This is a genomic window from Acinetobacter sp. JADD-222 (assembly GCF_049310645.1).
Genome location: NZ_JBMOWI010000001.1, coordinates 328828 through 351283, shown reverse-complemented (window position 1 = coordinate 351283; position 22456 = coordinate 328828). Strand labels below are relative to the sequence as shown.

The 22456-nt window shown below is 33.9% G+C and carries 22 protein-coding genes and 1 tRNA gene; 14 read left to right on the top strand and 9 right to left on the bottom strand.

Translation table 11 applies throughout. The features are described from left to right. Positions 1-67: 67 nt before the first annotated feature. Both ACO6UW_RS01610 and rpmE read left to right on the top strand, forming a co-directional pair. Complete coding sequence (locus ACO6UW_RS01610; protein ID WP_014207306.1) at positions 68-1039, top strand: bile acid:sodium symporter family protein; 972 nt, start codon at positions 68-70, stop codon at positions 1037-1039. 197 nt (positions 1040-1236) lie between these two features. Then, a complete protein-coding gene (gene rpmE / locus ACO6UW_RS01605; protein ID WP_001200845.1) occupies positions 1237-1461 on the top strand; it encodes a 50S ribosomal protein L31 in 225 nt (74 codons plus the stop codon). 62 nt (positions 1462-1523) lie between these two features. On the opposite strand, the gene ACO6UW_RS01600 is transcribed toward rpmE, so the two are convergent. The 3 genes from ACO6UW_RS01600 to epmB are packed head-to-tail and all read right to left on the bottom strand — an operon-like array spanning position 1524 to position 6409. Further along, the gene (locus tag ACO6UW_RS01600; protein ID WP_081037780.1) at positions 1524-3635 is read right to left on the bottom strand and encodes an EAL domain-containing protein; all 2112 of its coding nucleotides are present in this window, start codon (positions 3633-3635) and stop codon (positions 1524-1526) included. After that, a complete protein-coding gene (locus tag ACO6UW_RS01595; RefSeq protein WP_057062854.1) occupies positions 3632-5377 on the bottom strand; it encodes a hypothetical protein in 1746 nt (581 codons plus the stop codon). The genes ACO6UW_RS01600 and ACO6UW_RS01595 overlap by 4 nt, the downstream gene beginning before the upstream one ends. A gap of 15 nt (positions 5378-5392) precedes the next feature. Continuing rightward, positions 5393-6409, bottom strand: coding sequence for an EF-P beta-lysylation protein EpmB (epmB, locus tag ACO6UW_RS01590; protein ID WP_032055300.1), 1017 nt, complete (start codon positions 6407-6409; stop codon positions 5393-5395). A 73-nt stretch (positions 6410-6482) separates the two neighbouring features. On the opposite strand from epmB, the gene efp reads away from it, so the two are divergent. The 9 genes from efp (at position 6483) to ACO6UW_RS01545 (ending at position 14273) form a co-directional block, all read left to right on the top strand. Beyond that, positions 6483-7052, top strand: coding sequence for an elongation factor P (gene efp / locus ACO6UW_RS01585; RefSeq protein ID WP_002118666.1), 570 nt, complete (start codon positions 6483-6485; stop codon positions 7050-7052). A 164-nt stretch (positions 7053-7216) separates the two neighbouring features. Next, entirely contained in the window at positions 7217-9313 is a 2097-nt protein-coding gene (locus tag ACO6UW_RS01580; RefSeq protein WP_057062856.1) for a carbon starvation CstA family protein, read from the top strand. Then, positions 9313-9618 carry a YbdD/YjiX family protein gene (locus tag ACO6UW_RS01575; RefSeq protein WP_000980869.1) on the top strand — a complete coding sequence of 102 codons (306 nt, stop codon included), beginning with the start codon at positions 9313-9315 and terminating at the stop codon, positions 9616-9618. Before ACO6UW_RS01580 ends, ACO6UW_RS01575 begins: the two co-directional genes overlap by 1 nt. A gap of 167 nt (positions 9619-9785) precedes the next feature. Next, a tRNA-Val gene (locus ACO6UW_RS01570) sits at positions 9786-9862 on the top strand. A gap of 206 nt (positions 9863-10068) precedes the next feature. Continuing rightward, entirely contained in the window at positions 10069-11265 is a 1197-nt protein-coding gene (locus ACO6UW_RS01565; protein ID WP_057062857.1) for a tyrosine-type recombinase/integrase, read from the top strand. Between the two features lies 1 nt (position 11266). Continuing rightward, positions 11267-11638, top strand: coding sequence for a hypothetical protein (locus tag ACO6UW_RS01560; protein WP_057062858.1), 372 nt, complete (start codon positions 11267-11269; stop codon positions 11636-11638). Positions 11639-11931: 293 nt separating this feature from the next. Further along, positions 11932-12894 carry a phage/plasmid replication protein, II/X family gene (locus ACO6UW_RS01555; RefSeq protein WP_057062124.1) on the top strand — a complete coding sequence of 321 codons (963 nt, stop codon included), beginning with the start codon at positions 11932-11934 and terminating at the stop codon, positions 12892-12894. A 107-nt stretch (positions 12895-13001) separates the two neighbouring features. Next, entirely contained in the window at positions 13002-13196 is a 195-nt protein-coding gene (locus ACO6UW_RS01550; RefSeq protein ID WP_171252602.1) for a helix-turn-helix transcriptional regulator, read from the top strand. 369 nt (positions 13197-13565) lie between these two features. Then, positions 13566-14273: a hypothetical protein gene (locus ACO6UW_RS01545; protein ID WP_057062125.1), complete on the top strand. Its 708-nt coding sequence runs from the start codon at positions 13566-13568 to the stop codon at positions 14271-14273. Here the strand turns inward: ACO6UW_RS01545 and ACO6UW_RS01540 are convergent. The 5 genes from ACO6UW_RS01540 to ACO6UW_RS01520 form a co-directional block, all read right to left on the bottom strand. Continuing rightward, positions 14270-14968: a hypothetical protein gene (locus tag ACO6UW_RS01540; RefSeq protein WP_065388229.1), complete on the bottom strand. Its 699-nt coding sequence runs from the start codon at positions 14966-14968 to the stop codon at positions 14270-14272. The two genes, ACO6UW_RS01545 and ACO6UW_RS01540, sit on opposite strands and share 4 nt — an antisense overlap. Beyond that, positions 14955-15395 (bottom strand): hypothetical protein, encoded by a 441-nt coding sequence (locus tag ACO6UW_RS01535; protein ID WP_057061839.1) that lies wholly within the window; start codon positions 15393-15395, stop codon positions 14955-14957. The genes ACO6UW_RS01540 and ACO6UW_RS01535 overlap by 14 nt, the downstream gene beginning before the upstream one ends. Before the next feature lie 3 nt (positions 15396-15398). Continuing rightward, positions 15399-16493 carry a hypothetical protein gene (locus tag ACO6UW_RS01530; protein ID WP_065388228.1) on the bottom strand — a complete coding sequence of 365 codons (1095 nt, stop codon included), beginning with the start codon at positions 16491-16493 and terminating at the stop codon, positions 15399-15401. A 132-nt stretch (positions 16494-16625) separates the two neighbouring features. Continuing rightward, complete coding sequence (locus ACO6UW_RS01525; protein WP_057061841.1) at positions 16626-17000, bottom strand: hypothetical protein; 375 nt, start codon at positions 16998-17000, stop codon at positions 16626-16628. 16 nt (positions 17001-17016) lie between these two features. Further along, complete coding sequence (locus tag ACO6UW_RS01520; protein WP_057061842.1) at positions 17017-17211, bottom strand: hypothetical protein; 195 nt, start codon at positions 17209-17211, stop codon at positions 17017-17019. Positions 17212-17329: 118 nt separating this feature from the next. On the opposite strand from ACO6UW_RS01520, the gene ACO6UW_RS01515 reads away from it, so the two are divergent. From ACO6UW_RS01515 to ACO6UW_RS01505, 3 genes are all read left to right on the top strand, one after another. Further along, the gene (locus tag ACO6UW_RS01515) at positions 17330-17761 is read left to right on the top strand and encodes a hypothetical protein (protein ID WP_057061843.1); all 432 of its coding nucleotides are present in this window, start codon (positions 17330-17332) and stop codon (positions 17759-17761) included. Between the two features lie 562 nt (positions 17762-18323). Beyond that, positions 18324-19970, top strand: coding sequence for a hypothetical protein (locus ACO6UW_RS01510; RefSeq protein ID WP_057061844.1), 1647 nt, complete (start codon positions 18324-18326; stop codon positions 19968-19970). Positions 19971-20107: 137 nt separating this feature from the next. Continuing rightward, positions 20108-20614: a phage antirepressor KilAC domain-containing protein gene (locus ACO6UW_RS01505; protein WP_057061845.1), complete on the top strand. Its 507-nt coding sequence runs from the start codon at positions 20108-20110 to the stop codon at positions 20612-20614. Positions 20615-20854: 240 nt separating this feature from the next. Here ACO6UW_RS01505 and ACO6UW_RS01500 read toward each other — a convergent pair whose 3' ends face one another. Beyond that, entirely contained in the window at positions 20855-21868 is a 1014-nt protein-coding gene (locus tag ACO6UW_RS01500; protein WP_057062081.1) for a restriction endonuclease, read from the bottom strand. Positions 21869-22456: the final 588 nt, after the last annotated feature.

Sequence of the window (22456 nt, the reverse complement as noted above, 5' to 3'; positions counted from 1 at the left end):
ATGAACGCTTGACCAAATGGTCAATTTATCAACTGGGTTTTTTATTTATCTAGAATAATCATAGGATATGGCTATGCTGAAGTTATTGGCTCTTGATCGATTTACAGTTTTGTTAGTTGGAATGGTACTACTAGCAACATTTTTTCCAGTCAGTGGTCAAGCAGCTCAATATTTCAATACACTGACCACAGTCGCGATTGCAATCTTATTCTTTTTGCATGGCGCGAAACTATCACGTGAGGCTGTAATTGAAGGTATTTTGCATTGGAAAATGCATTTACTGGTCTTCGCATTTACTTTCTTTATTTTCCCTGTAATTGGTCTGTTGGCTAAGCCAATTTTATTACCTCTGTTAGGTCAACAGCTGTACTGGGGTTTTTTATTTATGTGCTTTTTACCCTCTACAGTTCAATCTTCTATTGCATTTACATCAGTGGCAAAAGGGAACGTGGCGGGAGCGGTGTGCAGTGCATCTTTTTCAAACTTGATTGGTATGTTTATTACACCAGTCTTGGTGAGCTTTTTTATTTTAGGCCAAAGCCAACATGGATTTGATCCGACGACTTCAATTATACAAATTACATTATTACTATTAGTGCCATTTATTTTAGGTCAATTATTACGTCCTTATATTTTCCCTTATATGGCAAAAGTTCCGAGTATTGTTAAAGCATTTGATCAAGGCTCGATTTTGATGGTGGTGTATGGCGCATTTAGTGGAGCAGTAGTTGCAGGGCTTTGGCATCAAGTAAGTTGGAAAACTTTACTCATTCTAACAATTGCGTGTTCAGTACTTTTAACAATTATTATGCTATTAGCACTTTACCTACCGCGTGCTTTAGGTTTTAACCGAGCAGATCAAATTACAGTTTTCTTTTGTGGCTCCAAAAAGACCTTGGCGAGTGGTGTTCCGATGGCGCAAATCTTATTTATTGGCCAACCATTAGGCATGATCGTGTTACCTATTATGATTTTTCACCAAATCCAGTTAATGGTGTGTGGGGTGATCGCAAATTACTTGGCTAAATCCCAAGATTAATTCGCAAAAGAAAATTATTTGACGTATAATGTTGCCCACTTGTTGTGCTTAGCTCTAACCCTAGAGGTTTCGGTGGGCCAAAAGAATGGTCTGTTGTGGTGTTGATCTGCTCATTTTGAGCCTGTCCTCAACTTAAGTTGAGAGTGATCAATTGCGATGACAGCTTAAGCCTTTCTTCCAATTAGGAGTAATCGACGATGCGCGCCGATATTCACCCAAAATATGAAAAATTAGTTGCAACTTGTTCTTGCGGTAACGTAATCGAAACTCGTTCTGCTTTAGGTAAAGAAACTATCTACCTTGACGTATGTTCAGCTTGCCACCCATTCTACACTGGTAAGCAAAAGAATGTAGACACTGGTGGTCGTATCGACAAATTCAAACAACGTTTTGCTGGTATGTCTCGCTCTATCAAGCGTTAATACTGCAACACGAAACAAAAAACGGGCTTTATGCCCGTTTTTTGTTTTTCAGTACAAGACCATTATTGGTCTTGTACGTCGGTTAGTCGATCAAGTTTTTTCTGGAAATAGCGACCTTGTAAGAAACGCGTTTCCACATTCCAAGCGTTTGCAAATAAGTTCATATCATCTAGATCACTAAGTAAAATCCCGACTGGTTTTACAGTCAAATAGTTCAAAACCTTTTCTTGTAAGCGTGTTAGGCCATCATCTGAGTTTAATAGCTCAGTTTTCTTCGATTGCAGCTTTAAATATTGAACGTCTAGTTGTTGCAATATTGATTCGCTATACATAGAAGAGCTGAAATCCCGAATCGAAATTTCTGCGCCGTGTTGACGCAGGCGAGCTATGTGTTGCTGAGCAATTGCAAGATGAGGCTGAATTGCTTGTTCTGAAAATTGTAAAACCAGTGGGCTTTCAAGCTTACTACCAATAATAGTGAGTAATTTCGAAATGAGTTCAGGGAAAGATTTATCTTTGAGCAAGATATCAATATTCAGGTTAATAATCAGTTTAGCTTTCGGGTACTGAGTAATAAAGTTATGTAGTTGCTTACATGCCTCAACCAAAATCCAGCGATCTAATTGAATAGAAAGTTCACTGTCTTCTCTTAATTCAGCCAAGTCATTTATGTCATACCATTGTTCATCGCTAATAAAACCGCTAGTCACCTCATAGTTATGGGTTTCTTGATCGTGTTTATCGTAGATTTGCTGATATTTTAAATGAATTTCACTTCGAGCTAGCTGCTGCTTTAATTGCTGCAATAACGAAGATTGCAAAGGAGCATCGACTTGCTCAAGGCTTAGATCAAGCGATATAGAAGATTTGACAGGCTCAGGAGCGATAATATCGATGGTTGGTGCCAACTCAATTTCTGCCTGCGCCTTAGGTAACTCTTGCTGACTTGTTTGAGCAAGTAAGCTTGTAAAGCTATCTTCATTTAAAGGTTCAGTAATTGGGGCATAGCTCAGCTTAAATTGGATCGAGTAGTTAAGCTCATTGATCTTTAATAAATGCTCTTTTTGCAAACTTTTCAGACTAGTCAGTTGGGAGTTAAGGACTGTGCTGTTTTCAGCTTGTAACACACCAACATATGCACCAAGTTCGATATTAAAAATCGGCATTTGCGCGTGTTCTTTTAAGAAACTGTGCAGCTGATTGAAATATTGTGCAGGAGTTTGCCAATCTTGTTGAAATACTCGCTCTGGGCATTGATTTAATTTAAATAAAATTAATGCGTTGGCTTGAGCAGGGTAGGTCGATAGTTGTCGATTAATTTGTTGCCAAGGCGTTTGTACACCATAACTCTTTTCTGAAAAAAGTGTATTTGCAGGTGTTTTTAAATCCAGTTGGTAGTCAATGGTTAACTGTACGGCATCTTCTTCCTGACTAGGAATAAACTCTAGTTTTAGAGCATTGTTACCTGCGATTGCTGCATGTTGACTCTGAATTTCAAAACGTGCCTGATCAAATTGGCCTAATGAAATTTTCTTAAATCTTTGTTTAAAAACATTTAAATCATTAGGTTGTAAAACATCTAAGATTGGCAGGCCAATAATCTCGTCTTCTTGCTTAAATCCAAAAAGGTTGAGGTATTCTGTATTTGCCTTAACATGCATCCCTTCTTGAAAAAGGGCAACTGCTTTATGGCTATTGTTGACCAATGTTTGTGTATGGGAGTGAATTGTTTCTAGCTCATTTGTTAGGCGTTGTTCAGTTTGCAATAAGTGGCTATACGACAAGGTCCGAATAAGAGTGATATAAAAATAATCTAATGGTTCTAATGTAACTACATCATAGATACCTTTTTGAATATAAGCCTGATATTGCTGAGGCTGATAATCGTCGGGCTGTAATAATAAAACAGGTAAATTTGGCTGCTCAGATGCTTGAATGAGGGAGAGAGTTTGTTCAATTTTTAGGTCATAAGCACAACCAAAAATAATAGCATCCCACGGCGTATTTAACTGTTTTTCAAAACTTTTTAAATCATCAAGTAATAATGCCTGAACTTGATAATCATTCCCCAATAATAAATTTAAAATCTGGTTATAACGTAGCTGGTTGTCATCAATAATGAGTAAACGTGTTTCAGTACGTTTTAACTTTTTAGATAATAAAGAGTTTCTCACTTTAGTGCTTCCCATAAATCTTGAGTGCTAGAGTTATTACCCTTTTTCATCATGAACTGATCAAGCAGACCTTGTTGCTGCTCATTCAAAAGCTCGAAATGAAATTGAATAAAACTTTGCGTAATGAGCTGTGCTTTGAGTAGATACACTTTGATTTCTTCTGTCCCCAATCGTAAATGAATTGTTTGTTGCTCTCTAAAAATTTGAGAGCCCGGTAAAATAAGCGTATTTTGTATTTCTTCTAGATTTTGTGTTTGTAGTAATAGTGCGGGATGATAATTGCGAGTATGGCGCTCAGCTTGAATATGCACTGAACAAGGGAACATGGCTTGCGACAAAATCTCTAAACCTAACTCTAGGGATTTTTCTGTCGATTGTTTAATCCAGCGAATCACACCGCCACGCCATTGTCCATGCAAAGTTTCTTTAACTAAAATGTATTCACCAGTTCTTAAGTTCTTTGGTGCTTCGCCAGACCATTTAATACGATATCCATTGACACTAATATCGAGAACGGTGGTTTGATAAATGGTTTTGCTTTCACGACTTAAGCGTTGATAAGAGCTGGTTTGTTGTTCTTTTTTCTCTAAGTTGGATAAAACTTTAGACTCGCTTTGTAAGTTATAGTTATGGTTAAGCTGTAGCGTTTCTTCAAAGTTTTTTGCTTTTGATAGATAGAAATGGGCAGTGCTTAAACCAAAACAAATTTGGAGCTCTGCATTGTACTCATAACGTTCATGACGACGTTGAGCCGTGGTTCCTAAAATCGTTTGAACATGAAACTTTAAAGCTGGGCTTAAATAAAACTTTTCATTTTTAGAAATATATTGAGCATTTTTATGCATGGTTGCAGTGACATGCTCAAGTAAAGCTTGCGTACCTATGAAGATGCTTGGGTTAAAGTTAGAGCTACGCTTTGTATTATAAACAGGTGGATGGTCCTTATTTGGGTCAACCACATATTTCGTTAATGCGGTATCTTTCGGCAAAATATGAATCATTCTTGCCCAGTCAAAACTACATTGAAATAATGCCTGAATTTCTGACTGACGAATCTGGTTGGTATTTAAAATATCCAGCAAAATCAACTGAGCATAAGCTTGTGTAATATTCGCTAAAGGGTGTTGTATGCCCTGAATATGATTGATATTGATGAGATGGTATTTGTATTGAACCGCGGTTTCATACAGCTGATGCGCTATTAACCATTGACCTTTAAGGGGCTCGCTATAAAGCATATGCTGCTGATAGAGGAGATTGGTTAATTGTTGCAGGGCATGAAAAGTCGATAAGATACGCGCCGTTTGCAAATTCTTTTTTTGCTTATAGGCAAAGAGTGAAAACTTTTGATGCTGTAGTTGCTCATGACTATTTTGCGCAATATTTAAATAAATACTGGCGGAATAGCAGCGGAGCAACATCGCTAACTCAATAATGTGCTCATTACGATCTGTACTAATCACGCCTTGGTTAAAGAAGTTTTTCTCTAGGCTGGCGAGTACATTGTTAATGGTCGGATGAAGCGTTTGTATGAGGTCGAAACGTAAGGTTTCACTACATTTTAATTCATTGAGCTCTAAAATAGCTGTGAATAATGCTTTTGACGTATCACCGAGTTGCATAATAGAAAGGGTAGTGACCCATTCATTAAGATCTTTAATATTGGCTTCACAAAAGCTTAACCGTTCACGAGAGAGTTCGGTTTGATTGTGAAAAATGTCCGACAGCGCATTATTCATCATCACTTATTATATAACTCAAAAAGTTGTAGCCCCAAAAAGCGGTGTTTTATTCTTTTCGCCCGCAATTTCCCTGACGAGTTTAGGAACCAAATACCCCGGTAGGTTCGCTAACACGTCACGATAGATATCATCTATCTTGGATGATTCTAAATCAAAATGTTGTGCACCTTTTACTTTATCTAAAACATGTAAGTAATAAGGCATAACGCGAGCTTCAAATAAACGATAACTTAAATCAATTAACGTCTGTGCAGAGTCATTGACACCTTTCAGCAATACTGCCTGATTTAGTACAGTAATGTGATGGTCGGATAACTGCAACAATTTTGAACAAGTAAAGTCATCGAGTTCAGAAGCATGGTTTGAGTGTACCACCAGAACTATACGCAGCCTACTGTTTTTTAATAAAGAAATTAGCTCTTCGTCGATCCGGTTTGGAATAACAATTGGGACTCGTGAGTGAATTCTCAGAATCTCGATTTGTTTGAGAGATGATAGGCGTTCTAACCAAAGTGCTAATTTACGGTTAGAAAGCGTAAGCGGGTCACCACCACTTAAAATGATCTCGTTAATGTTCGGGTTTGCTTCAATATAGTTTTTAATATTTAGCCAATCTTCATTTTTTGGCAAATTTTCTTGATAGGGGAAATGGCGACGGAAGCAATAACGGCAATGTACGGCACAGGCACCAGTCAAGGTTAATAAAAAACGTGATTTATATTTATGCAATACACCCGGTAACTGATTTGCTGCTTCTTCGCCTAATGGGTCAGTAACAAACTCAGGATGTTCTTCGAGTTCTAGATGATGAGGTAATACTTGTAGCAAAAGCGGGTCAAGCGGGTTTTTAGCGTTCATTTTTCCGACGAACGCACGAGGAACACGCAATTTAAACTTTTCAGAAGCCAGAATCGCACCCGATAATAGCTGTTCTGAGGATAACTCGAGTAGGCTTAGCAATTCCGAAGGATCAGTAATAAGGTCACTCAGTTGAGATTGCCAGTTTTGCTCTTGGTATAAATAGTTTATCATTTGACACGATTAAGATAATGCAACAACGCATTATATCGCATAGTTGACTTGTTAAGTTTGGAGTGTGCCTTTCATGGCCTATTATTCTACAAATGATTTCAAAGCAGGCCTTAAGGTTATGCTTGATGGTAACCCATGTTCAATCATGGAAAACGAATATGTAAAACCAGGTAAAGGTCAAGCGTTCAACCGTGTAAAATTACGTAACCTTAAAACCGGTAAAGTATTAGAAAAAACTTTCAAATCAGGTGACTCTTTAGAAGCAGCTGACATCGTTGAAGTTGAAATGGAATACCTATACAACGATGGTGAAATGTGGAACTTCATGGATCCTGTATCTTTTGAGCAAATCGCGGCAGACAAAATTGCAATGGGCGATGCTGCTAAATGGTTAAAAGACGATTCAAATGAAAAATGTACAATTATGTTGTTCAACGGCGTACCTTTAACAGTAAGCCCACCGAACTTCGTTGTATTGAAAATTGTTGAAACTGATCCGGGCGTACGTGGTGATACATCTGGCGGTGGCGGTAAACCAGCTAAGCTTGAAACAGGTGCGGTTGTTCGTGTTCCGTTATTTGTTCAGCAAGAAGAAAGCGTTCGTGTAGATACTCGTACTGGCGATTATTTAGAGCGTGCATAATAGTTAAAAAATACACTATTATCGAAGGGATGATGTAAATCATCCCTTTTTTTATGCGAAAGTATAAGAGGAAAAAAGAAAAAGGAGGAGTAGAGTCACAGGGATTAAGAGAAACAGTACATAACAATATAAAAATGCTGTAGTTATTTATTGAGAGGTTAAGAATGGACACAATGCAAGCGAAATCTACGCTTCCCTCCAAGCTGGTCTGGAGCCTAGTGGCAATAATAGGTGCAATTTCTTTTGGGATGCTGGCACTCAGTCGTGGTGAACATGTCAATGCGGTTTGGCTTGTACTGGCTGCAGCATGTGTATATAGCATCGCATATCGATTTTATAGTCTATTTATTGCAACTAAAGTATTTGAATTAAACCCAAGACGTTTAACCCCAGCACATCGCTTGGCCGATGGTCTGGATTATGTTCCCACCAATAAATACGTGCTTTTCGGTCACCACTTTGCTGCAATTGCAGGAGCGGGGCCATTAGTCGGACCAATTTTGGCTGCACAAATGGGCTTTTTACCAGGAACGATCTGGTTATTGGTCGGTGTGGTTTTGGCGGGTGCGGTACAAGACTTTTTAGTTTTATTTATTTCAACACGTCGAGACGGTCGCTCACTTGGTGAAATGGCAAAACAAGAACTCGGTTCTTTTGCCGGTATTGTGGTCATGCTTGGTGCGCTTGGGGTAATGATTATTATCCTTGCTGTACTGGCATTAGTTGTGGTGAAAGCACTTGCCCATAGTCCATGGGGTGTTTTCAGTATTGCAGCGACGATTCCAATTGCATTGTTTATGGGCGTTTACATGCGTTTTATTCGCCCGGGACGTATTGCTGAAGTTTCTATTATCGGCTTCGTTTTAATGATGCTTGCCATTGTTTATGGTGGACAGGTTGCAGCAGATCCTTACTGGGGTGAATTTTTCACCTTAACAGGAACACAGCTTACATGGTGCTTAATCATTTATGGATTTATCGCATCAGTTTTACCAGTCTGGTTATTGTTAGCACCACGTGATTATCTATCAACATTCCTTAAAATTGGTGTCATTCTTGGCTTAGCCGTTGGTATTGTGATTGCATTACCTGAACTAAAAATGCCAGCAGTGACTCATTTTATTGACGGTACTGGTCCTGTATTCTCAGGTAGTTTATTTCCATTCCTATTTATTACTATTGCCTGTGGTGCCATTTCTGGTTTCCATGCGCTTGTATCAAGTGGTACAACACCAAAACTCGTTGATAATGAAGCTGACATTCGTGTGATTGGTTATGGCGGCATGCTCATGGAATCTTTCGTCGGTATTATGGCGATGATCTGTGCAACTGTCTTAGACCCGGGTGTGTACTTTGCGATTAATGCTCCTGCGGCTGTGCTTGGTACAACTGTAGAATCTGCGGCAGAAGCTGTGCGTAATTTAGGCTTTGTTGTTACGCCTGAAATGCTAACCGTATTGGCTCAGGAAGTAGGTGAAAGCTCGATTCTTTCACGTACAGGTGGTGCACCTACCTTTGCGATTGGTATGGCACATATCATTTCGGAAATTTTTAACAGCCGCCAAATGATGGCATTCTGGTATCACTTTGCGATTTTATTCGAAGCATTATTCATTTTAACTGCTGTCGATGCGGGTACTCGTGCTTGTCGTTTCATGGTACAAGACACGGTTGGTATTGTTATTCCTGCGGTTAAATCTTCAAGCTCATTCTTTGGTAATTTGCTAGGTACTGCTGTTGCGGTAGGTGGATGGGGCTTCTTCGTCTATCAAGGTGTGATTGATCCGTTAGGTGGTGTCAATTCACTCTGGCCTTTATTTGGTGTGGGTAACCAGATGTTGGCTTCAATGGCACTCATTTTGGGTACAGTTATTCTGTTTAAAATGAAAAAAGAAAAATATGTATGGGTAACGATTTTCCCAACAATTTTCTTGTTCATTACCTGTATGACTGCGGGCTGGCAAAAGATTTTCCACGAAAATCCAAAGATTGGTTTCTTAGCGCAATCGAATAGATTTTCAGATGCGATTGCGCGTGGCGAAATTCTTAAACCAGCAAAAACACTTGAAGAAATGCAGACGATTGTGATGTCAAATCAAATCAACGCTGCGCTTTGTGGCTTCTTCATGATCGTTGCGATTGTGATGGTAATTGCTGCAATTGGTATTGTGCGCCGTGCGTTAGCAAGCCCGACACCAACTGCTCATGAAGCACCAGCTGTATATGCTGATCCGAAAGTGGTCACCCCACGAGGAGAGTAATGATGAATTTTAAATTTGCAAAAAATGGAACTGTCATTATTGCGAAAATCATCAAAATGACAGTGCTCTCGCAAAAAGAGCTATTACTTTCTCCAAAGAACTGGTCGCGCATTGCAACCTTGTGGCAGCGTTTGCAGCAAAGCTTTCGACTGATGGTTGGGGTTCCAGATTATCAAACTTATCTGGAGCACATGAAAGCTCATCATCCTGATTTAACCCCAATGGATGCGACGACTTTCTACCGTCATTGTGTTGATTCGAGATATCCATCGGCAGGTGGTAATTTAAAGAAATGCCCTTGTTAAGTTGAGATTAATAGTCAGCTAAAGAAACGGTATGTGGTTAAACCATGTACCGTTTTTCTTTTTTGGAAAATGAAAAAGAGTTTGCTTAAAGTCTGCTCATTTGTATTTTTTTCGATGGCAAATCACTTGTTTTGCTTTTGAAAAATGAATATGATGCTTTCCATTCTAGGTGTATAGCTCAGTTGGTTAGAGCGCTACGTTGACATCGTAGAGGTCTCCAGTTCGAGTCTGGATATACCTACCAAGATTATGAATTAGTATGAAGTAATATTACTTTATATTAAATAAAATCCCCAAAATTCAATGTTTTGGGGATTTTTTATTGCTGTTTATAACGATATAACACGCTATACATAACTGGTGAACTTGTATCACTGCATGTATCATTAATAAAAATCGAACTGATGATACAAAATAGATCAAAAGAACAAAAAAAAGGAGAACATATAGATGAAAAGAACAGAAATTAAAAAGAGACCACTCTCTGACACAACTTTAGCTAATCTAGAGCCTGAAAATGGTGATTACAGAGTCAAAGACAGTGGTAGTTTATATTTCTTTGTGAAAAAAGATGGAAGTAAATATTGGCAATATCGTTGTAAGGATGAGTTAGGTAAAGATGGATATAAGGGGTTGGGTAGTTATCGTAATGTTAGTGGGCAGTATGCTAGAAAAAAAGCTAAAGAATTAGAATTGAAGGAAGCAAATGGTGAGGTAGTTAGATTTAGTAAGTATCATAAAAAACATATTGATAGTAAAAAAAACTTAACATTTGAAGTTATTATTATTGATTGGCTTGATACCAAAAAAACTACTTGGAGTGAGAAAACTTTTACTAAAGCTAGAGATTCGATCCAAAAACATGTGATAAAGGAATTTGGTCATAGAGACTGCATATCAATTAAAAAGAAAGAATGGTTTGACTTCTTTCAAAGTTTGAGAACAGTTAATAAAATTAATAATCAAGTTGATAAGCTAATCTCATATTGTACAAATGCCTATGACTTAGCAATTGTAAAGGGACTAATTGACGATAATCCTTTAGTGAGAATTTCCAAACATATAGCTCATTATACTCAAGGAAATATGAGTCATGTTGAATTACATGAATTACCTGAACTTATTAATAAAGTAAGAAATTATCCAAGTAGAACAATGATAATAGGGATTGAACTAGCAATTTTATTAATTCCAAGACCAGGTGAATTACGTTGTGCTAGGTGGGAGCAATTCGATTTTAAGAAGAAATTATGGAATAGACCTGCTGAGGTTATGAAAGGGCGATTAGCACACACAATCCCTTTATCTAAGCAAGCTATTGTACTTTTAAAAGAATTAGAGACGTATAAAACTGAATCGCCATTTCTATTTCCTAGTAGAAGAACTTATTTAGAACCAGTCTCCGATGGTACATTTAATGCTGTATTAAATCGTTGTGGCTATAAAGGTAGACAAACAGTACATGGATTTAGGCATATAGCGAGTACAGCGCTTAATAACCAATTCAGTGACAAAGAACAGGTGATTGAGGCATGTTTAGCACATAAGAAAAAAGGTGTTAAAGCTGTATATGATAAAAGTAACCATCTCGAGGAAAGAAAGTTAGTTATGCAATGGTGGGCAGACTACATAGAGGGCATAGTATAAAATGAAATTACTATCATATTATAAAGATAAGGACTCGAATGAATTTGGATTAAGGGTCTTAAGTCTTAAAGATAGTGCAGAATTAGAAGATCAGATAAATGAGTTTGAACCACAAGTGTTAGTTGCAGAACTAGAATCTGAAAATTTACGAGTTATTAAATTAGCAGAAAAAAATTGGTATGGATTTGGATTGTACCAACCAAAGGATGAAATTATGGGTGATCTGGAAAATTTAAAAGATATACCAAAGGTTATTTGTCTAAGTAAAAATAGCGACTTACAATCCAAGTGGAAGGAGAATGGATGTTTAGTTTTTACTGATGACGAATATTATAAAGAATGCAAAAATATGCTATTTAACTCATTAGTATGAATTTGATTTTTTGGCAATAAAGTGCTATAATAAGATATATTATATATTAAGACCACATTTGTACAAAAGTTAAAAAAATATAACTTATAAATTAAAAAAAATATTTAAATTTTTTTTCATCCAACTATTTTGATGAATTTATTTTTTCATAATCCTAAAAATTATTTTATTTTCTGTTTTTTTTGAAAAATTATTTTTAAAATTTTTACGTAGTTTATTTTGCCTTTTTAATTTCTATTATATAAATGTTTTCTTAAATATTTTTTATTAAAAAATTAACAAAAGGAGAATTTATGCTAGAGAAAAATTTTGAAATCGATATGCTTGAGGTGAATTTATATGTAGATCATGATGCAGAAAAACTTTCAGATGGAACTTATATTTATTCAAAAAATTATTTAAAAAATTTGAATGAATTAAAAAATATTTCAGATAATGATGTTGTGCTTAAAAATAAGCCAAAATGGTTAAGCTCTGAGGATGGAAAAAATATTAAAATCACATCATTAAGTAGTAGTTGTATTAATGTAAGTGGTAATATTTATAAGTGGTTGAAAAATGAGAATATTCTTGGTGAAAGAGACTTAATTAAATTGGTTTATGAGTTTGTACAAGTATTGCAAACTATGAATTTAGTTCATCCTACATCAGCACAAATTCAGAGAATTATTGAAGGTGATTATAGAGTTTATAAAGCTGATGTTAAAAGAGATTTGATATTTGAAAACAAGGATCGTTCATTAAGATACTTAGACCATATTCAACGTATTGGTTACTTTCCAAATAAGGCTAAAGAGAAATATCCAAATGGTGCATATTTTGGTAAAAAAAGTAAAACAAGATGGTCGATGTGCTATTACCATAAAGGGACTGAATTAAAAGACAAATTACAAAGATTTAGCACTGATCCTAAGCTGTTTGAATTAGCTGAAAGAATGATAAGAGCAGAGGCTAGTGTACATAATGATCAACTTAAAGAATGGCATTTATCATACGGATACCAGTGGGGAAACAAATCCTATGTAAATAATTTGTTTAAGGAAAAATTTTCAAAACTACGCTTACCTGATCAAGATAAAAGAGACAAAGTTCTTGATATTATAGATAAAAATGATAGAAAATTTTATACATTATTAATAGAGGGATGTTGTATAGAAGATTATTATAGTAGATCGTCAATACATAATAAAAGAATGAAATTTTATACAGAGTACGGGATAGATATTGATTTAATTAAGAAGTATAAAAATGTCTAAAAAATTCAATAATAAAAACAAACTAGAAAATAAGAATAATTCGACACATGCAGTAATAAAGGAAATGCATTTTATGAAAAATTTAGATATTGGGGAGAATAATAAAAATGAAAAAATTAAGACTAACAAAAAAAGAAGTATGCCATATTTTGTCTATAAAGAGTGATAAACTAGATAAGTTGATTAAAAGTGATATTTTATTTCCTAAGCCATATAAAGAGGGAAATAAAAGGCAGTCACCAGTATATTTTGACGCCGTTGCAATAGAAACATGGTGGAATCAAAAAATAAATTTTAATTAGATATAACATTTCAAAGCGATACTTTATGTATCGCTTTTTTTTGACTTTTTAAAAATTTGTAGACTGTTGAAATTCCACGTCTAATAGCTTTAGCAACGTCCTTTCTTGTTAACCAATCTAGTATTTAGTATCGTTATTCTTTTGTACTTGGCTATCTCTTATGACGTCAATTTTAGTTTTTAGATACCTAATGAGCTGTAAGTTTCATAATAGTCATACTATTTAATATCTGTCATAGAGCTAATAAGATGAATTTCAGGATGATAAGAACTTCTTTTCTAAGCATAGTTTAATGATATAAGATTATTTGTTGACCATAGTATTAGATATACTAAGCTAATATTTATACTATTAAGGTTCCTAATTAAAGTGATTAAATTAATTGCCTTATCTCTATTATTTTTTTCCTTTCAGGTAGTTGCTTTAACTCCTGAAGAGGCAAATATCAAGATGACTCAACAGAATAGCGAAATTGATAACTATTTGCTTGATATGTATAAAGTCCTTGATTATAAAAGAGATTCATTAAGGATTGATCGAAATTTTAATACTCTTCAAGCGAAGATTTCAAAAACTTCTGATAAAAGTGAGCTAACAAGACTATATTGCGTGGAATACCGTAAGCTTCAACAACAGAGTTTAGATACTAATAAGAAGTTCAATATAGCTACTTATAAGACAGATGAAATATATACTGAATCCTTGAATGAGCTAAAAAAACTAGCAGTAGCTTGCCAAAACAATAACATTACTAAGTTTCATACAGAAGCAAATGATAGATACTTGAAATTTGGTAAGTATCTGGTAGCAGGCTTCGATAAACGACAGGCAGAATATAATCAATATAATGCTACAAAAAACTTATTTGAAGATATGCAAATTATTAGAAAACGTATGCTGGAAGAAACTGATGCGGTGGCAGCTCAAGACATACTATGCATTGATTACTTAGGGAAAATGAATGAGTTAAATAATATGTCCTTAGTATGGAATAACTCTCCACTAGTACATCTGAGAACTCAGATAAAAGCTGGCACAGCTAAATTGAAAGTGGAGTGTCAAGAAAGAGGATATTAAAGAATTTCCTTGCTTGGACCAATACTTGCACTTTCATATGCACTACGTCTTTCTGCATATTTTTGTGCTCCTTTACCGCTTGAATCTTCTGGAATGTGAAAAAGGGTCATTGGCATATGCCTAACAGAATAGTCATGTCCAGATGTAGGATGTGTATGATAGGATTTAAGACATGTACTTTTTTGTGGGCATATAAAATGTGATTGATAAGAGGGCTCATGGATCTTCATAAATTCAATCCATTCATTCATGAAGTTATGCTCATTTGTAAATCTGCTATTAGGTTTAATGTAGATTAAAAGTGCTCCATTTGTAGCATTACCTTGACCTTTACTATATCTTGTCAAAAGCTGGGTAAGCCCACTATGAAGATATTCAAAATCTGTTTTAGTATTGTTATTAACAATCTTAGCTTCACCGATCCATAAAAAAGAATTTAATTGAACACTTAAGTCAGCATTTCCATTTTTATCGGAATCAACTTGTACATTGTAGTATCTCATTCTAAGAGCAACACCAATCATTGAACTAATTTGGGGCTCACTCAAGGAAAGGAATACTTCTGTATTATCTAAAAATGAGGAAAACACTTCATCTATATCGTTATAAAGTGTTCTAGTCCAATCTTCATAATCAGTAATAGAGTGTCTTAGAGCATGCATTTGGGCATTGATTGGTAAGTTATTGAGATTCAACTTTATCTCCCAATAACTCATCAGATGCTACAAAATAGGGTTGTACTAGATCAAAATACTCTTTTTTATTTATTTTTTTGCCATTTATGGGGTGAAGGAAATTATTATTAATTATACTTTTTGAAAAAGATTCTGCTGAGTAAGGTTCCCAGTCATCATTTAATTCATTGTGATAATGAAACTTTTGATTGAAGAAATTAACTTGCTCATTAACTAATAGATAAACAGCATTACTGAAGTTTTCTAAATCATCCTCAGTTGCTTTTGAAACTTTAAATAAGAAAGAGAATAAAAACTCTTGATCTTCTAAATTATCTAGAGTTTCAACATAACTAATAATATTAGATGAATATTTTTTAATATTATCGCTAGCTTTAAATTCTAGAAGAGCAAGAACGCTATCAACTCTCTGTATAAAATTCTTCATAATCTATGAGTTATCTAGAAGTTTTTTACAGCAATGTCTCAGATCATTAGCTTCCTGCATATTGTCTAATACAGCTACATAAATAGGGGTTAAGGCGGAGGCTTTATATTCTTTATAAGATAATGCTACAGTCACAGCACAATCTCTTTTTCCTGTATTATAGCGTTTTCTAATTCCATAATAATCTAGAATTTCACCTGTAGAACCTTTTGTAAAAAAGCTATCCTTTCGGACATCTGCTCTTTTTGAGGAAGTCTTACCTAAATGATTGAAAGTTCCGCCTGATGAGCAGAACGCATGTCCAAAAACAACTCCATCTGTTTCATTTTCCATATTTTCAATTGCATTTCTAAAATTTAACCTATTTAGATGAGCAAGACCTTTAATCTTTTTAATCTTATTTTCTAATTGATCTAAAGTTTTAGTAATCATTGATTTAGGAAATACGTATGCTAGGTCAAAGCCAATAACTAAAATTTTTAGCTTCTTGTCTAAAACAACAAAATCAAAAGCAGGAATTGTTACTTTTATTACTTTAATTAACTCCAATACTTCTTGATTTTCATCTAATGGATCTAGTTCGTTATTAAAAGAATCAATAACGTTAGCTGACTCTTCTTTACTACGAAAAACGTAAGAGCGTTGATCGTGATAAACAAAGATACTCATATCCTCATCAGGTTGGAATCGAGCAATGAAATCTTTTTCTACTTTATCTTCATCTTCGATTGAGTAATATTTGTCATCTATAGAGCAATTTGAAGTTAGTGTACTTAAAGATTTTTCCAAATCATTTAACTTCATATCATCAGGTAGCTTATAGATAGAAATAGCTTTATTGGCATATAGGCAGTGCTTAACTAACTCAGGCGTTAAAGCCTTTCGAAAGTTAGTAAGGATTGTTACTACATCACCTTTAGTAATTTGCTGAATTTTTTTTAAGAGTGAGTCATATCCATTTGAGGAAGAAATTCCATTCTGTTCAGCCAAATCATTTATAGGTGTAAAAGCATATTTTCTTTTACGTAAAAGGTTAACTTTTTTCAATAAATCTGCTCTGATCACTTCTAGATCAATAGATTCAACTTTAGAATTCATATTTCCCTCGGGGTTAAAGCAAAATTTATTGAGAATAAGAACTTAACTATTTGTAAAAGTTTGCAAGTTAAAGTTACATGTACTTATGCATCCATAATATTATCTGATGGCTTTTGATTTTCATAGATTTTATTAAAGTGATTTTTGAATTTTAAGATTATTAGCAATAGCTTCCTCTAGTGCTTTCTTTCTTCTGTAATCTAATTCACTTGATTTAATATTTCTTAGGTTGATTGTGATGCTCGGATATAGCTTTTTCAATTTTGGTTCTACATGCTCTAGGAGTTTTTGAGCTAAATTTTTATCTTCAATAAACTCACATTTACTTTTTTTAAGTTTACCGTTTAGACTGATATAGGCATGAGCTTTATCATCATCTTTAATACCATATTTGCCTTGTTCTAGCCCAAAACTAGGTGTCCAATCATCACGCATAGTTTTAGGTAGATCGCCGTGTTTCAAAAAAGCTTCAATGGTATAAAGTTTTCTTAATTCTTCGTCTTTCATCTTTACTCCATGATCATTAGACTGATTCAATGATGTAATCTACGCCTAGTACCATTTGTCCAGACCAATATTCTGCGGTTTCTTTTGCTTCTTCATATTCATCGAATTGCCCTTCAGAAATTGCTTCTTCTCTAGAGGAAGTTGTGACGATTTCTCCTTCATCACCAACAAAATAATTTCCTGATTCTAATAGCTTTACAATGTACCCCATGATTACTTCCTTAAAGTCTAGACTATGATTTTAAATTACAATACTTTAGAAGCTATCACCATCAAAAATTAAGATTTTTAGATTCATATAATTCAATATGATTGAATAAGGAAACACAATGAAGTTAAAAGATGCGTTTGACTATATACTTGATAAAAATAATGCTTTAAGTGATTTCAGTGCATACATGATAGGGGTGGCATATGAAGATAATGATTCTTTCTTATTCGTTAATCTCACCATAGATGATGAAGAAATAGATAATAATACGCTTTACTACCATGCTCATGTTACAAGTGGAAAAATTCGAAGTTCAGAGGGAGAAGAGGATTTTTACAGTGCAGAGAGCATTGAGGACTTGCTTGATCAATTGCCTCTGATTGCTTCTGATTTGAGTTATCATGTCTATAAGTTAGATGAGGATGTGTTAGGGCTAAGTAGTGAATATGCGTTAAAAGCACTATTTCCTAGGTTACATAACCCTGATGTATGTGATCTTCAAGAGTTCAAGAAAGAGGCGATTAAGCTCATTACCATGCTGAATAAGTAATAATAACTGATTTAGGACGTTTTATTTTGTATCACAGTATGTATCATGGAATAAATATTTTTCTATAAATTTAATAAAAACAATATTTTAAATAGAGTTTTGGTAGTGGATATACCTACCAAGATTTAAAGTCATATAACTCGAATAGCTTTACATGACTGAAAAAGCCCTAAATTATAATGGTTTAGGGCTTTTTTTATTGCTTTGTATAAACTTATAAAAACGATTGAGATATAGAAATAAATAAAAACTTATAGTTATAGACATCATTTCAATTGCTTAATTCAATGCTAGCGCTTAGTAATAAAGAACAAGTGGGAGAAGGGGCATAGAAAAAAGGATCATATTCTGAAGAGCATATAGATATGATGTAGTGGAGGGGCGGTGATTAGATTGAAAGACTTTTTTGTACGCCTTAATTTGTCGCTAATAATCACCTTATATGTATTTATATATTTCAATATAATTTATATTTACTTTGCTAGGTCTAGGTTTGCTCCCGAAAGTAAGATACCCAATCTTATTGACCTAGCTACTTTTTTGGGTTGCTGTGGGAGGCATTATGGGACTATTAGAATTAGCAAAGAGAAATTTAGATGAGTATATATCTATTATTGAGACTATTAATTTTTTAGCTATAACAAAAAACACTCCTGTTAAATATGTTGCACTTTTTTTGCTTAGCCAAAGATTTGAAACAGATATATCCACATATGAGGTGGATAAATATTATATAGTTCAATCGAATGATGAATATAATTGGGGTGTATTTAATCAAACTAATAATATTTTAAGAAAAATTGCAGAAATAGATGACCCATTAGATTTATATTATGAAATAAATAAGGAAAGTAATGTCCTTAATTATGATGAATTAGCTCAATATTATTGGAAAAGATCAGATTTATTCAATTATAAGTTAATGAACAGTCTTAGAATAGATTGGTTCTTTCGTTTAAAAGATATCCAAGATTTTGTTGGATATGGAAGTCATTCAATTGATGAATATAACAGATTAGAAATTTTTTCAGATGATGCAGTAAAAAATCTATTAAAAAGTTGTGTACCAAGTTATTTTAATAATAGTAATTATAAACATAATCTAATTGATGAGTTTGTAAATTCAATTCTTGATTTTTTTGATTGTGATTATGAAAGAGGTTATCAAATTGAAAAAGAGGAGTTAAAAGATTTTTTTCGTCAAAAAAATATAATTATTGAAAACTTTAATAATGATTTATTAGTAGAAGATTCAATTACTGAATTTTCAGATAGCTATCCAATTTATCATGAAATTTGCTTGAATGATCAAATGTATACTAATCTAGCTATGAGTGATAATTGGAATGATTTTTTGATTGATCATTCGGAGAATTTAATAAATAGTGAAAATAATATAAAAATTCAATTACCCAAACAAATAGAAATTCTTTCTAAAAATTATTATTTCACAGTTTTTGATGCTGCTTGTCTTATTTCTTTAAATGAACCTGATATCATTTATGATATTAATTATAATGATAATTTTATGTATAGTGAACATAAGCTTGCTGTAAAAGTGATTGAGAATGGGATTAAAGCTAAGAAATTAGAGACTGACGAAGAGGGAATGATTTTAAAATTGTCATTACAGAATTTCTTATTAGAGCAAAATATTTTAATTATTGGATTTAATGACAATTTACCTATTAAACATTCTACAGAAGCAGAACAACTAACAATCTCGAAGTTAAATTTACTTATAAAAAATTTAAATAATGAAATTGCAGGATTAAAAGAAATTATCAATGGGAAGGAGGTTGAAGTTAAACAGTTAATAAAAGATATTGAAAAAGAAAGGGAGATTTCTGTTGTATCTCGGTCTGACCAAAGTCATGCAGAAAATGAAATTCTCAAATTACAAAAGCGTGTCAAACAATTAGAGGCCGATCAAGTATTAGAGCGGACAGAATACAGTGAACTATTATCTTTAATTTTTGATGAATCAGCTACACAAAGATATGCGCCTGATTTAGTGCTTTCAATTAAGTTATGGGAATCAATTTATCTAAAAAATCCTAAAAATGATAGTCACAGTAATAAAGCTAATGGTTGGATTGCTATGAATACTGGTTATGACCTATCTAGACCGTCTGCTACAAAATTAAGAGAAATAACAACTCCTTTTGTCAATTGGTCAACGCATAGAGATAGAAATTATAAAAAATAATTTCATTATAAGCTATTGATTTATATATGCCCTGCCTACCTAAGGTAGGGTATTTTTTTACGCTACCTATCTTACCTGAGGTAATAACTAATTTGATTTTATTACTCCATCAAACCCAACTCTATGGAGTACAAATAATGAAACCAAACCAAGTTACCTACCATCAAGCTAGTGAACTATTAAGTATTAAGCATAATGCTTTGGGTCAGCCTATTTTAAATGATCCAATTTTCACTGAAGGGGATAAAGTGGTGGTAGATATTTCAAATCCTCATGCTTTACGACTTGCACTTTTAGACTATACAGAACAAGTAATTCACCTTAAGGCTCAGAACCAGTGTTTAGAGCGAACGATCGACACCATTACTCAAACTCCTGCAGGAGTGAAGTTTCAGCAAGCATGCAAGATCTTAAATATTAAAAGACAAGTATTAGCTAGCTGGCTGCGAAAAAATGGTTGGGATCGTCATCTTAATAATGTGCGTACTTCAACATATTATAGTCAGGCACGTGGATATTGTGAAACCAAATATGAAAAGGTTACTCGGGTTCGTCCTAACGGTGAACAGTATACTTTCACTATGATAGAGTTTTTTATTCTTCCTAAAGGGATGAAGATTTTGGCTAAATCCTTTGAAAAGTAAGCCTAAGATAAATAGCTTTAGGTTTGTTTGATAAAAAAGAGATATACTGATAAATAGTGGAGTTCTCTTAAAAGGAGATTCCACTAAGGATCAAATAATTAATATAAATATTAGAGTTATTATGCTTACTTTACCAATAAAGGTTCCTACAAAGCGATTAAGAAACCTTTTTTTAATAAGGATAGATGGTTTAGAAGAGTTAAATAATAGTGTATTTAATCCTTAAATTAAGTTTTTATATTATCTATTTAGACCCATTAAAAACTTATCAATTTTATCAAAGAGATAAACATTTGGATCTTCCCCTTTATCTTTTCCCTCTAACAGTTTAATTAGGTCTTCTTCAGATAAAGAAATAATAAGTTTTCCATGTTCCCTCATTGCACCATCAATAACTGTCTGAGCAGAAGAGGAGACTCCTTTTCGAGAAATTATAAAAGCACAATTCCTTAAAGCCATAGGGTATAAATAACGCTCAGTAGTAATAATTTCTCTTTGTGTGATTTTATCTGTATAGTTTTTAAACTCAAATACTACATATCTGCTTCTTAAAGTATGCGAAATAAATTGCCAAACTTCAGTTTGAGAGTCTTTTACACGGCATACAAGGTCTCTTCGTTGTAAACCATCCGTTGTTGAACTTTGTTCCTGCCAACCATTTAAATACTCAGAAAACAAATATTTTAATGCTTCAATACACCAGTCTTCAAACTTTGAAGCATGATTTCTACCTTCAGGAATCAAAGAAATTTGATCAATGATGTGTTTTGCTTCAATCAAATCTTTTTCTGTTTCAACGGATATTTTATAGGAAGGATCAAGTTCAAATAGATCAATTATTTTATTATGAATATCTGGAAAATCTTTAGCTAGACTAAGTATCTTATCTAAATCCCATATTTCTATATTTGGGTAGAGTTTATTATATCGTGCATGATCTAAATTAGTTGAGACAGCTAATATTCCACTTTGGAACTTATTAGAAAGTTCTAAAACTCTTTGAAGTCGTTTAAGGGCCTCATCGATCACACTCATAGAGGGTTTTGATAAAGGACGATAAGCTTTTATTTCAACAACATGTAAGTCATCAAGTTCACCAAAAATAATATCAGCGGAATAATTATCTGCTAGCTTTTTATACTGACTTACATTTTTATATTTAAGTTTTATCAATAAATCTTTCATTAAGTCTTCGAACAAGAAGCCACGTTCTACTTGTTGTCTATAGTTCTTAGCATCATTTATATTATTCATATTTTAGTTCCCCAAATAAGCTTATCATTAAATTATCTTCAAGTATTTCAAAAGGTAATGCCAAATATTCCAATAGCACATGAGGTTTTGCCTGTCCATCGTGAGGTGCATTTATTCTATTCTCATTTCTAACTCCTGAAATTTTATTAGATTTATAAAAATCTATCAGAATGTAATATTTCTAGATATTAAACTTATGACCTTATCTAAGGAAAGTAATTTAAATTCTATCCCCCAAAAACCCACCTTTATAAACCCTTCTTAAACAATAACTATCTCATTATTTATCCTTACTTTTTAATGATCTAATTTAAAGCAAATGTCATTTTGTGTGCTTGACTGCTAAAGGGCAGAGCACTATCCTTTGCCTGCTGGCCACATTGCCAGTCGGTTTTAGCAGACCGTTCCGAAAAGCATTAAAAGTTAATTCTTTTAGTGACGAACCCTCGTGCCCCCTCTACGGTGGAACGGGAGGGGGACACCTTCGGGTGTGCTGGGTTTTTTCGGCCAGTCTGCTAACCCCCTTTCGTTCTGCCACCATAATTCTATAAATGTCTGGCAGAACTCCCAATAAAAAGGAGTTGGCTT